The organism is Pseudomonas fluorescens, from assembly GCF_001623525.1.
In the GTDB taxonomy this organism is placed as follows: domain Bacteria; phylum Pseudomonadota; class Gammaproteobacteria; order Pseudomonadales; family Pseudomonadaceae; genus Aquipseudomonas; species Aquipseudomonas fluorescens_Q.
In genome coordinates, this window is record NZ_CP015225.1 from 2,659,029 (window position 1) to 2,670,556 (window position 11,528).

Consider the following 11,528-nt stretch of genomic DNA (forward strand, 5'->3'; position numbering starts at 1 on the left):
CTTGAGGTCGCCCTTTCAATTGTGTTTACACCAGGTCCTTCCTCGACTGACGGATATTTATCTCAACCCACCGTGCTGTAGGGCGTTGCTTGTGTAGTCGATGAAGATTCCCGAACCGCTGACCGAGCAGCCAGCACCGCAAGAACAGCGGCAACACCCAACACCGCCGCACTGGTTTCGAAGGTCGCGCAATAGCCACTCAGGTCGAACAGAAGGCCGCCCACTGTCGCGCCCGCGGCGATGGCGAGCTGGACGATCGCCACCATCAGACCGCCGCCGGCTTCGGCATCTTCCGGTAGCGTTCGCGAAAGCCAGGTCCACCAACCTACGGGCGCCGCCGTGGCCACCAGGCCCCAAAGGCCGAGCAGGAAGGTCGCGATCGTTATCGACCCGCCGAACCCCACCAGGGCAATGGCAATTGCCGCCATCAACAGCGGGATGACGATGAGCGTCCGATAGAGGTTGTTTTTCAAGCAGACCCCGATCAGAAAGGTGCCCAGCAGACCCGCCACACCGATCACCAGCAGCATGAAGGACAGCATGGAAACACTCACCTGTGTCACCGTTTCAAGGAACGGACGCAGGTAGGTGAACAACATGAACTGGCCCATGAAAAATGTGCTGACCGCCAGCATGCCCAGCGCGACCGGTGCCCGGGTCATCAACTTGAAGACATTGGTGCCGCCCCGCTTCGCCTGCGAAGGCATGGAGGGCAGGCGTAGCAGGAGCCAGACCAGGGCGATGGCGGCGACGGGCACGATACAGAAAAACGCGCCACGCCAACCGATGATCGCCCCCAGGAAACTGCCCAGCGGCGCAGCGACCACCGTCGCCAAGGCATTGCCGCCATTGACGATGGCCAGAGCCTGCGGAACCTGATCGTCCGGCACGAGCCGCATGGCCGTGGCCGCCGACAACGACCAGAAGCCGCCAATCGCCACGCCGATCAACGCGCGACCGAGCATGAATACCGGGTAATTCGGCGCGAACGCCACCACGGTGCCTGAAACGATCATCAGCAATGTCAGCCCCAGGAGAAGCCATTTGCGATCGACCTGGGCGGCAATCGAGGCGATGAACAGACTGGTGATCAGGGCAAAGGCGCCAGAGACGGCAATGCCTTGGCCGGCCTGCCCTTCGCTGACGTGAAGATCGGCCGCTACCGGCGTCAGCAAGCTGACCGGCATGAACTCCGAAGCAACCAGCACGAACGCGGCGAGCGACATGGCAAGTACCGCGCCCCAGGCGGGCGGGTCTTGTGACAATGGGTTATCGGTCATTGAATGACAATCCTGTATTGCTTGATGGATCTGTGGGAGCGAGCTCGCTCGCGATGACGGCGGCACATCCAACACCACCGCCTCAGGCAGACTGCTAACGCGAGCAATCCGTTGACGCGTCTATCAGCCGGTCGAAGTCGCGTTATCGACCGCGAAGCGATACTCGACGTCGCCCTGGAAGACGCCTTGGTGAATTGAGTGAGGGAGTATTTTCAGCGCTCGATCCGGCCGGCCGTTAACGCATTACGCTGAGATGCTTGCCTGATCCTATGAGTTCTTCCGTCGCGTATAGGCAGCGCTTCGTTTAGCACGTTAATGTTCTGCCTATAGCGCTTGAGCCGAGATGACACCCGGAGCCGACATGGCCGCCCAACGCCGATCCGTACAAGAGACATTGACCGCCGTCATTAGCGCCTGGACACCACACCCGGGCGACTTCGAAACGCCCATTCCCGGCCTCGCCCTCTTCCGGCGCGAAGCCCCGGCGCCGCCAGTGATTTGCATGATCGAACCGAGCATCGTGCTGGTGGCCCAGGGCGAGAAGCAGGTGTGGATCGGCGGCGAAGCCTATGGCTACGACACCGGGCGGTTCCTCATGACCTCCCTGGACATCCCGGCCAATTCCGAAGTGCTGCAGGCCAGCCCGGAACAGCCCTGTCTGGGCCTGGTCCTGAGGCTCGACTTGCGCATGGTGGCCGATCTGATCGCCCAAGGCAGCCTGCCGCCGCCGCGTGATCGAGCGGTCGGGATCGGCGCGGGAATCGGCACCGCGACTCCCGACTTGCTGGCGCCATTCGCACGCCTGCTGGGGTTACTGGATGAACCCGATGCGATCCCCATACTGGCGCCGTTGATCCAGCGTGAGATTCACTACCGGCTGCTGCTCAGCGACCAGGCTGCCCGACTGCGGCAGATCGTTTCGGTCGATAGCCAGGGTTACCGGATCGCCAAGGCCATCGACTGGTTGAAATTGAACTACACCGAACCCGTGCGCGTAGACGACCTCGCGGCGCGGGTGCAAATGAGTGCGCCGACGTTTCACCACCACTTCCGTCAGCTCACGGCGATGAGCCCACTGCAATACCAGAAGTGGCTGCGGTTGAACGAAGCAAAACGCTTGATGCTCAATGAACACGTGGACGTGGCGAGTGCGGCCTTCAAGGTGGGCTATGAAAGCCCTTCCCAGTTCAGCCGCGAATACGCCCGTTTGTTTGGTGTGCCGCCCAAGCGGGACATTGCGGCGTTGCGCGGGCCGGCCAACCACACCAAGGTGATTTGATAGATTCAGGTTTGACTCATTGTGGCCTGACTCATTGTGGCGAGGGAGCTTCCCCCCGCTGGGCTGCGTAGCAGCCCCTTTTGTGAGCGCTTCGCACTCAAGCGGGAGCAAGCTCCCTCGCCACAAGGGCCAAATTTCAACCATCAGGTAGCAGCAACATCCTTCGACGTTTTCAGAACACTCATCGGCTTGTCAGCCCTCTGCGCCAACGTCACACACTTCAACGCCAGAATCATCGTCGGATCAACCAGCGCCACCCTGTGCCCATTGATATCGAACGCATCGCAATGCGCCAGCACCAGCGGCAACTCCGTACACCCCAGGATCAACACCCCAGCCCCCAGCTCGCACAGATGCTCGGCCGCCAGCAACAGTTGCTCCTTGCAGAGCCCCTGTGTGAAGCCGGCCTTGATACCCCGCGGTCCGTAGATGGCGTCCATGACCATCGCCTGGTAATCGACACCTGGCGTGAGGACCTGGAGCCCGGCATGGCGCGCCGCCTGATGATAGACCTGGCTCTGCACCGTACCGGAAGTCGCCAGCAGGCCAATCGCCTTGCCCGAACCATAGGTCCGCGCGATCCACTCCACCGTCTCACTCAACATGTTCACGATGGGCACCCTCAGGTGGGCCTGGATCCGCTCGACGAAGGCATGGGCGGTGTTGCAGGGAATCGCAATGGCATTGGCGCCGGCACTTTCGAGACGTTTGCAGGTGGCATACATCGCCATCGTCGGGTCGGTTTCATCGCGCAGCAGGCTGGCCGTCCGATCCGGTATCTGCGGGTTTTGCTCGACCACCATCTTGATGTGGTCCTGGTCCTTTCCCGCCGGGGTATTGGCCACCACCTTGGCCATGAAGTCCACTGTGGCGGCAGGCCCGACACCTCCCACGATGCCCAGCTTGAAAGGTGGGCGCCTGGGCTGCTGGTCCAGCGTCGCGAAGTCGGCGTAGATCTCATTGATGTCCAGCACGGTGATCCCGCGACGCTGCAAGTCGGCACAAACCAGGGACAGCTCGGTCATGCCGGGCAGCATCACCGTCGCACCCTGGGCCTGCAATGAAAGACACGCCCGATAGACCGCCTCAAGCGGCACGCCTTCGAGATGACCGTCCTTGATGCCGTTGAGACCGTACATCGCCTCCATCAACCCCACTTGAGCGTCTGCGTCGGGGTAAACAATCCGGAAGTCTTTCCCGAAATATCGCTCGAACAATCCGCAATGGCGCACGAAGTCGGAGGCGATCACCCCCAACGTCGCCTGGGGCGGCACCGTGTGGCTGACGTGCCGGGTCAAGGCGGCCATCATGTCCAGCACGGGAATGCCCAGTTCCTCCTCGATTTCAGCGCGAAAGGTATGGCTGGCGAAGCATGGGAGCATCACCGCATCGAAGCCACTGTCCTCGAACGACTTGCACACCTGAAACACATAAAACTTGCGCGACGTCATGCTCGCGCCCTGGTCCAGCGGCAGCAGCACGTCCTTGAACGGGTGCTGTTCGAACAGGAAATGGTAGCGCCCCTGATCCTCGAGCACCGCCCGGGACTTGACCAACTTGAAGAACAGATCGCCTCCGGCCAGAGACCCAAGCCCACCGACGATGCCCAACTTGCGCACCACAGAAGCCTTGTGACTCGACTTCGCTTTAGCCTTCATGAACGTATCCTCAAGCCACCGGCACCGGCTCGGATCGCGACCGAACCGGGGCACCTGCGCCCTCGTCCTCGTCGGCCTCTTCGTGGGGTTCGGACTTGGCGACAACCGCCGTCGCAATGCTGTTACCCACCACGTTGGTGGCGGTGCGGGCCATGTCGAGGAACTGGTCGATGCCGATGATCAACAGCAGCCCCGCCTCGGGAAGATTGAACATCGGCAACGTGGCCGCGACCACAACCACCGAAGCTCGGGCGACACCGGCCATACCCTTACTGGTGACCATCAGCGTCAGAAGAATCAGCAACTGCTGCGTGAAACTCAAATCAATGTTGTAGGCCTGGGCGATAAACAGGATGGCGAACGCCTGATACATCATGGAACCGTCGAGGTTGAACGAGTAACCGAGAGGCAACACGAAGCTGGACACGCGTTTGGGCGCACCAAACTTCTCCAGTGCCTCGATGGTTTTCGGGTAGGCGGACTCGCTGCTGGCGGTGGAAAAGGCCAGGAGAATCGGTTCGCGGATGAGCTTGCCGAGGTGGAAAACCGAGCGACCAAGGAACAGGTAACCGGCACCGAACAGCAGCGCCCAGAGAATCAGGATTCCCAGGTAGAACTCAGCAATCAGCTTGCCGTAATCCACCAGCAGGCCAAGCCCCTGGGTGGTAATGGCCGAGGCGATGGCGGCAAATACCCCAATCGGCGCGAACGCCATCACGTAATCAGTGATCTTGAACATCACCTTCGCCAGCTCTTCGATGCAATCGGTGATACGGGTGTAACCCGCCCGTTTCACGCCGGCCAGTGCAAAGCCGAAGAACAGCGAGAACACCACGATCTGCAGGATCTCGTTGTTGGCCATCGCTTCGGCAATGCTGCGCGGAAACACATGACCGATGAACGCCTTGAGACTGAAGTCGCCGGTGTTGACCGGCACGGCCGCCGTTGCGTGCTGGGCCACGTCCATGTTCAGCCCGGCACCGGGTTGAAACAGGTTGACCAGCCCCATGCCGATCAGCAGCGAGACGACCGAGGCGGTGACAAACCAGGCCATCGCCCGAGCCCCGATCCTGCCGACGGAACGGGAATTACCCATGCTAGCGATACCACCGACCAGCGTCGCAAAAACCAGCGGCGCGATGATCATCTTGATCATGCGCAGGAAAATATCAGTGACCATCGAGAAGTAACTGGCGATCTCTTTGGCACTTTGCTCGCTCCCTGCGAAATGGTGACACGCCCAACCAACAAGTACGCCCAGGGCAATGCCCATGGCAATTCGACGTGGGAGCTTATTCTTCTTCACGGAGCTGTCCTCAAGTAGTTCTTGGAGTTTTTTTACTTGGCAGGATCGATTCTAAGGAGCCGATTCGCAGAGATGATGAGTAATCCTGCTAACCCCATGCGCTTTTGGAATAGTTAGCGAAAGGCCGCGCTATGTCGGGAGATTGCGCAGTAAAATCGCGCTCTCACAGGGGGAGTTTCTCGATATGCAACTCAAATGGCTGGATGATCTTCTGGCGATTGGCGAATGGAAAAACTTCTCCCGCGCCGCCGAGGTTCGTTGCGTGACGCAATCGGCCTTGTCCCGGCGTATCCGCTCACTCGAGGAATGGGTGGGCGTCAAGCTGGTGGACCGGGGCACCTACCCTGTCCAACTCACCCCCGCGGGAGTCACCTTCTGCGATGAAAGCCGAGAGGCCCTCGCCGGACTACTGAGGTTGCGCTCGACGCTGCGCGACGTGGAACGAATGCCCGGACGCTCGATCCAGATCACCGCCGGCCACAGCCTGTCGATGACCTTCCTGCCCAAGTGGCTCTCGCAGTTCCAGCAACACAACGAACAGTTCAACGCCCGGGTGGTGGCCGCCAATATTCATGACGCCGTCATTGCACTGGAGGAAGGCAGTTGCGACTTGATGATGGTCTATCACCATCCGCTTGCCCCCATCCTGCTGGACCCCGAGCGTTTTGGCAGCCTGGTGCTCGGCCACGATGCGTTCATACCCTTGTGCGCGCCCAACCGCAAGGGCGAACCACTGTTCCGCCTGCCCGGACGCGCCGGCAAACCGGTGCCCTACCTGGCCTACACGGCAACGACGTTCCTGGGGCGCGTCGCGGACATCGTCATCAACAACGGCCCTGAACCGATCACCCTGGAACGCTGTTACGAAGCGGACATGGCGATGCTACTGATGCGCATGGCCATCGAGGGCTACGGCGTGGCCTGGCTGCCGCAGAGTGCAGTGGCCGACGAGTTGGAGCGTGGACTGTTGGTGCGGGCCGGTAGCGAGCAATGGAGCACGCGATTGGAGATTCGCTCGTACTGTGCGATTGCCAATCGCAACCCAACGATGCGTAAGCTGTGGAAAACCCTGGAAGGCGCTTCGCTGCAGCGACTGGGCAACGCACCCGCTGCGCCAGAAGGTGCGAACTGATCGGTGGAGGCTACGCGTTCAAGCCGATCCAGCCGTGGATGCCCACGTAGAGACCGACGCCGATGATCAATACACTGGACAAGTAAGGTGCCCGGCGAGCAACGGTGCCCAGCCAAGGCCAGCGATTGGAAGCCTGTCGTGCACCAATGGCCGCCGCAGCCCCCACGGTCACCAGGGTAATCGCCAGGCCGATGCTGAAGCACAGGACGAGCAGGCCACCCAGCGCGACCTCTTTGACTTGCAAGCACAGCAGCAGCACGGTAATGGCCGCGGGGCAAGGAATGAGCCCGCCCGTCAGGCCGAACACGATGATCTGGCCGGTGGTGACCTGCCGATTGGTGAAGCGCTTACGGATATCGTTGGCATGTGCCTGCTCGTGGGCATCCTGATAGCCCTCCAGCGACAGCACCAGGCCTTTGGGTTCGGGATGCCCGTGGTCATGTTCGTGGTGGTGATCGTGATCGTGATCGTGATCGTGATCGTGATCGTGATCGTGATCGTGATCGTGATGATGGTGGTGGTCATGTCCCTGTTGGAACCTGAACATCCGCTCGCCACGCCAGGTACGCCACAGCATCCACAGCGCGATGGCAACGATCAGCGCAGCGGATGCCAGTTGGAAATACGGCTCGGTGGTTTCAGCGTCCAACCCCTGGCCCAGGTACATGCCGCCGATGGCGACCAGCCACACCACGACGGTGTGGGACAGCGTCGCCGCCAGGCCTAGCAACACTGCCTGTTTGACCGAGCCCCGAATCGCCACGATAAACGCCGCCATCATGGTTTTCGAATGACCAGGCTCCAGGCCATGCAAGGCGCCCAGCAAGATAGCGCTGGGGAAATACAGCCAGGCGTGCGTGCCACCCTGTTGCAGCAATTCAGCAAAATTGGGCATGTCAGGCCTAGAGGTACTTGGTGATTTGTTTGAAGGCTTCCAGCGGCGCGCGCTCGCCTTTATTCAACGACGAAACGGTGTCCTCCAGGCAGTGATCTATGTGATCCTGGATCAACGTCCGCTTGGCCTGGCATACCGCTTTCTCCACCGCATGCAACTGCTGGGCGATATCGACGCACTCACGGCCCTCTTCGATCATCGTGATAATGCTGCGCAAATGACCGTCCGCGCGCTTGAGACGTTTGATGATCGCCGCATGGCTTTGGTGGGGATGTTCGTGGTCGTGCTCAGTCATGGTTTGAGCCTTGGGTTTCGATGAATTTACGCTCGCCATCCTATCCCCCCAGGGGGGATATAAGCAAACCCATCGAAACGCAGATCAAACCGTCATCAACCATCTACTGCGCCAGGCCTGCTATCAAAGATTGCTCACAATCTGGAATAGTCAGCCCGAAAACGGCCTCGCACAGTCAAACCTGATTCGTCCAGGCGCAACGTAGGCCACGCCAACGGGATGGGCTATAATCCGCCCACCAGCGCGATTTGAGGTCCAGCCCATGGGCAATATCAGCCTTGAAACCAAAAAGGCCTATGCCGCCAGGACGCGTAGATCCAACTACGCGGCCAGCCTCCGTCTGGAAGGTTTCAAAACGACCTTCGCGGACGGCGAACGCAAAATGCCAACGCGTGAAGAGGTCTTGAAGGCCTTCGCCCAGACCAGAACCTGATGGCTGACAAATATGGAGTCGGTGAAGACGCTTACTGCTACCCCGGCTCCGCGGTCCTTCGCAACAAACTCGATATCCGTGACGAACCGACCCTAAGCGAAGCCGAACAACAGCTCTCGGCCATCGCAGCGGACAACGTCGAATTCAGCCCTCCTCCCTACAACCTGGCCTACCTTCAAAACATTCATCGAATCCTCTTTTCGGACCTGTTCGAATGGGCCGGCGAGTTGCGCACCGTTGGCATGTCCAAACAAGCCACCCGCTTTTGCCAACCCCAGTACATGCAAGCGGAAGCCAACAAGATCTTCATGAGCATGGCGGCGGCCAACTGGTTCGAGGGCATGGAGCGGGCTGAGCTGATCGTCGCCGTTGCAGAGGCCTATTCCGACATCAACGTCGTACACCCCTTCCGCGAAGGCAACGGTCGTGCGCAACGCATCCTGTTTGAACACCTCATCATGAATGCCGGGTTTGAAATCAGTTGGTGGGGGATTGAGAAGGACGAGTGGATCTTTGCCAACATTGCGGCTTATAACGGCGTCATGGGGCCTATGGAGCAGGTTTTTGAGAAATGTATCGGGCAGGCGATTCAAGCTTGACCGTACAACGTTATTCCCTCGCTCACCGACTTACGGTTTATTTCGCCAAGTGATACAGTCATCGCCAATCAACATCTGCTGAAGCACTGAGAATGTACAGGACGAGATCTTTCCCACCCAACAAAAAAGGTCGCGACTTTGTGGTGGGCGACATTCACGGGCATTTCAAACTTCTAACAGCAGCCTTGAACAAACTAGACTTCAACACTGAGCTGGATCGCATCTTTTCCGTGGGAGACCTTATCGACCGCGGCCCCGATTCCATGGACGTATTGAACTGGCTTAAAAAGCCGTGGTTCCATGCCGTGCGCGGCAATCATGAACAGATGCTTATTGACTGCATTTCCGGCCATGGTGACATACCCCGACATATCCGAAACGGTGGTGCCTGGCTCTACGAGTTACAACCAACCGTCCAGCATGAGCTTTTAAAAGCCATGCTGGCACTGCCATTGATTATTGAAATCAATTCAGCAAACGATCAAACAATTGGAATAGTCCATGCCGAAGTTCCTGTCATAAGGAGTAATGATGACTGGCAAGAAGCTAAAGATGCTATCACTGGAAAATCGGGGGCACAGCATCAGCGACAAGCCTTGAAGACAGCCCTGTATGCCAGAGAAAAAATCGAGCAAAACGACCGCACGCCCATTAAAGGAATAGACCGACTCTATGTTGGTCATTCAACAGTACCCAGCATTATGCGCTTGGGCAATGTCGTATATATCGACACTGGCTGCGCATTTTCCGATGGTGAGTTAAGCCTGGTTGATATCCAAACCGAATCCATCATTAGTATGAGCATGAGCCAGTGAGACAAGGTATCGCTCTGCTTAGTTTTTTTGAGGTGAAATCGCTATCAGATGAAGTGACCGAGACTACTAGGGCGCGTAGCAGGCGATTCCGTTTGAAACCAAAGGCTCTGCAGCCCTAGCGATTCTGCAATCGATTCTCGCTCATAATTTAGGGAAGTTTCCTACGCACCAATTTCTTGCTGAATTTTTGTCAGGAAGCCTATAGTTCCGGCGTCCCCCCACAGCAGTGACTCGGGTTTGTGGCAGGCATATTGATACAAAAAATCTAAGTGTTTGCGGAATAAGTCAGCCTCCGCACAAAAAATAGTGGTCGTCGTCGGCCAATGAATTGACTACTTGATTTTGTACGATAAATTTCGTACAACTGACACGGAGTGACGTCGGCGCATGGGTTTCAAAGCGGCAAAGTCGGCCCTGATCAAGGCGCTTAAGAATGGGGACTTCCAGCATGAAGCGCGGGGCAGCATCACCGTCAAAAACCTCTTGGCGACCGGTCAGGTAACCCCCCAGGAGGTAATCAGCATCGTTGCACGATGCGATGGCTCCCACCACTCGTGCTCCGAGCACCATCAGGTAAAAGGCGTGGATGTTCACCTGATCAAATACAGCGGTTGGTACGTAAAATTCTACGTAATCGCACCAGATGTATGGTTTATCAGCGTTCATCAATGAGTTAATGACTATGAAGTTTTATCAAGAGGGCGATAAGAGTCGAGCGATCTGCAGTCACTGCGAAGGCTTGGTGCAGACGACATTTACCCGCAGAAACGTACCATTCGACGATGGTCTCGGTGAGGCAAAGGGCGTTTTGGTTTCAGTGTGTGACGTATGTGATCAGGTCGTAGGGATACCCGCGCAGTCCACTCCGGCAATCAAAGCGGCTAGAGAAGCTGCAGTCGTATCTATCGAAACGAGGCTCCCTGCTTCGTATCTTGATCGATTGGATCAGGCTATGCACGTAATCACCACTGCCGCTGCGACTAAACATCGAAAAATGTTCTTAAGCCTCTATATCGATTTTTTAGCTAGGGAACAGCGAGCTGGAGAAAGGACAATTTTCACTTGGGGCCAAGCCGCATGCACTGCTGTCGACGAGGAAACTCATCTCGATCATTTATTCAACGTCTGCCCTCACAAAGAAGAAAGCAAAAGATTGTCATTGAAGCTGAACGCGCATATCGCCTCTGAGCTGGACGATCTCCAGACCCGGTCGCAGTTAAGTCGGACGGACTTTATAAAACACATGATCTGTCAGATGCAAAATGACGTAGTAACCAGCCCAAAAGAGAAGCTTGTACAGGAGTTAACTTTATTTGCGAGAGCCGCTGTATAAACACCGTATACGAATCAACTTTTTGGCTATCTGACCATTACGAGCAGATCAAAACGACAGGTCCCTCACTTCCCCCTCTAACTCTGATAAACTGCGGCTCCCTGCCTTGTTGATTCAGATTCCTCCCAATGCTCCTACAAACGTAACTTCTTCGCTTTGCAGCAATTTCCAAGCAAGCCGTAATAACTGCCTGACAGGGACACTACCGGCACTTTGCTTTTTTTTCTCGAAAGGAGTCGAAACCATGCCAAGTGAATACCCGCCTGCATCTGCTGAATTTGTGCAAGTTTCAGTTGCTGATTGAGTCAACACAAATTGATTACCTACAAACGTGCCGGAAACCGGCCTGGTAGGACAGAGCCCCGCGCTCCAAAACGAAGACCCAAGCCCTACCCAGGGTTAATGCAAAGTCGATCGGCAAAGGCGGACGTACGGAGGAGTAGGCACCCGAAGAAGGTTAAGTAAGTGCCATTCGAGTCAGAAACGTAACCGATTGTGTGCGT

At 57.4% G+C, this 11,528-nt stretch carries 12 protein-coding genes and 1 pseudogene; 7 read left to right on the top strand and 6 right to left on the bottom strand.

The window, feature by feature from the left end:
* Positions 1-62 precede the first annotated feature (62 nt).
* A complete protein-coding gene (locus TK06_RS11345; RefSeq protein WP_063322152.1) occupies positions 63-1,280 on the bottom strand; it encodes an MFS transporter in 1,218 nt (405 codons plus the stop codon).
* Between the two features lie 361 nt (positions 1,281-1,641).
* On the opposite strand from TK06_RS11345, the gene TK06_RS11350 reads away from it, so the two are divergent.
* Entirely contained in the window at positions 1,642-2,559 is a 918-nt protein-coding gene (locus TK06_RS11350; RefSeq protein WP_063322153.1) for an AraC family transcriptional regulator, read from the top strand.
* Between the two features lie 143 nt (positions 2,560-2,702).
* On the opposite strand, the gene TK06_RS11355 is transcribed toward TK06_RS11350, so the two are convergent.
* Both TK06_RS11355 and TK06_RS11360 read right to left on the bottom strand, forming a co-directional pair.
* Positions 2,703-4,217 carry an amino acid racemase gene (locus TK06_RS11355; RefSeq protein ID WP_063322154.1) on the bottom strand — a complete coding sequence of 505 codons (1,515 nt, stop codon included), beginning with the start codon at positions 4,215-4,217 and terminating at the stop codon, positions 2,703-2,705.
* A 10-nt stretch (positions 4,218-4,227) separates the two neighbouring features.
* Positions 4,228-5,523, bottom strand: coding sequence for a dicarboxylate/amino acid:cation symporter (locus TK06_RS11360; protein ID WP_063322155.1), 1,296 nt, complete (start codon positions 5,521-5,523; stop codon positions 4,228-4,230).
* A 184-nt stretch (positions 5,524-5,707) separates the two neighbouring features.
* Here TK06_RS11360 and TK06_RS11365 point away from each other — a divergent pair, with 184 nt between their 5' ends.
* Positions 5,708-6,655: a LysR substrate-binding domain-containing protein gene (locus TK06_RS11365; RefSeq protein WP_063322156.1), complete on the top strand. Its 948-nt coding sequence runs from the start codon at positions 5,708-5,710 to the stop codon at positions 6,653-6,655.
* 10 nt (positions 6,656-6,665) lie between these two features.
* On the opposite strand, the gene TK06_RS11370 is transcribed toward TK06_RS11365, so the two are convergent.
* Both TK06_RS11370 and TK06_RS11375 read right to left on the bottom strand, forming a co-directional pair.
* Positions 6,666-7,550 carry a nickel/cobalt efflux protein RcnA gene (locus TK06_RS11370; RefSeq protein WP_063322157.1) on the bottom strand — a complete coding sequence of 295 codons (885 nt, stop codon included), beginning with the start codon at positions 7,548-7,550 and terminating at the stop codon, positions 6,666-6,668.
* A 7-nt stretch (positions 7,551-7,557) separates the two neighbouring features.
* On the bottom strand, positions 7,558-7,845 hold the full coding sequence (locus TK06_RS11375; RefSeq protein ID WP_053183374.1) for a metal-sensing transcriptional repressor: 288 nt from the start codon (positions 7,843-7,845) through the stop codon (positions 7,558-7,560).
* A 262-nt stretch (positions 7,846-8,107) separates the two neighbouring features.
* On the opposite strand from TK06_RS11375, the gene TK06_RS30825 reads away from it, so the two are divergent.
* From TK06_RS30825 to TK06_RS11385, 3 genes are all read left to right on the top strand, one after another.
* Positions 8,108-8,278: a YhfG family protein gene (locus TK06_RS30825; RefSeq protein WP_086936638.1), complete on the top strand. Its 171-nt coding sequence runs from the start codon at positions 8,108-8,110 to the stop codon at positions 8,276-8,278.
* Positions 8,278-8,877 carry a putative adenosine monophosphate-protein transferase Fic gene (locus TK06_RS11380; protein WP_063322158.1) on the top strand — a complete coding sequence of 200 codons (600 nt, stop codon included), beginning with the start codon at positions 8,278-8,280 and terminating at the stop codon, positions 8,875-8,877. The genes TK06_RS30825 and TK06_RS11380 overlap by 1 nt, the downstream gene beginning before the upstream one ends.
* A 143-nt stretch (positions 8,878-9,020) precedes the next feature.
* Positions 9,021-9,692, top strand: coding sequence for a metallophosphoesterase (locus TK06_RS11385; RefSeq protein WP_238992622.1), 672 nt, complete (start codon positions 9,021-9,023; stop codon positions 9,690-9,692).
* A gap of 285 nt (positions 9,693-9,977) precedes the next feature.
* On the opposite strand, the gene TK06_RS32585 is transcribed toward TK06_RS11385, so the two are convergent.
* Positions 9,978-10,358: a hypothetical protein gene (locus TK06_RS32585; RefSeq protein ID WP_161951738.1), complete on the bottom strand. Its 381-nt coding sequence runs from the start codon at positions 10,356-10,358 to the stop codon at positions 9,978-9,980.
* Between the two features lie 16 nt (positions 10,359-10,374).
* On the opposite strand from TK06_RS32585, the gene TK06_RS11395 reads away from it, so the two are divergent.
* Together TK06_RS11395 and TK06_RS33460 are read left to right on the top strand one after the other, a co-directional pair.
* Positions 10,375-11,025, top strand: a complete 651-nt coding sequence (locus TK06_RS11395) for a hypothetical protein (protein WP_063322160.1) — start codon at positions 10,375-10,377, stop codon at positions 11,023-11,025.
* 315 nt (positions 11,026-11,340) lie between these two features.
* Positions 11,341-11,490: pseudogene (locus TK06_RS33460) on the top strand (IS4 family transposase); the annotation flags it as partial.
* Positions 11,491-11,528: the final 38 nt, after the last annotated feature.

Excerpts from the sequence above, each read along its gene's own strand:
- TK06_RS11345 (WP_063322152.1), bottom strand. The coding sequence starts at position 1,280 with ATGACCGATAACCCATTGTCACAAGACCCGCCCGCCTGGGGCGCGGTA.
- TK06_RS11350 (WP_063322153.1), top strand. The coding sequence starts at position 1,642 with ATGGCCGCCCAACGCCGATCCGTACAAGAGACATTGACCGCCGTCATT.
- TK06_RS11355 (WP_063322154.1), bottom strand. The coding sequence starts at position 4,217 with ATGAAGGCTAAAGCGAAGTCGAGTCACAAGGCTTCTGTGGTGCGCAAG.
- TK06_RS11365 (WP_063322156.1), top strand. The coding sequence starts at position 5,708 with ATGCAACTCAAATGGCTGGATGATCTTCTGGCGATTGGCGAATGGAAA.
- TK06_RS11370 (WP_063322157.1), bottom strand. The coding sequence starts at position 7,550 with ATGCCCAATTTTGCTGAATTGCTGCAACAGGGTGGCACGCACGCCTGG.
- TK06_RS11375 (WP_053183374.1), bottom strand. The coding sequence starts at position 7,845 with ATGACTGAGCACGACCACGAACATCCCCACCAAAGCCATGCGGCGATC.
- TK06_RS30825 (WP_086936638.1), top strand. The coding sequence starts at position 8,108 with ATGGGCAATATCAGCCTTGAAACCAAAAAGGCCTATGCCGCCAGGACG.
- TK06_RS11380 (WP_063322158.1), top strand. The coding sequence starts at position 8,278 with ATGGCTGACAAATATGGAGTCGGTGAAGACGCTTACTGCTACCCCGGC.
- TK06_RS32585 (WP_161951738.1), bottom strand. The coding sequence starts at position 10,358 with ATGAACGCTGATAAACCATACATCTGGTGCGATTACGTAGAATTTTAC.
- TK06_RS11395 (WP_063322160.1), top strand. The coding sequence starts at position 10,375 with ATGAAGTTTTATCAAGAGGGCGATAAGAGTCGAGCGATCTGCAGTCAC.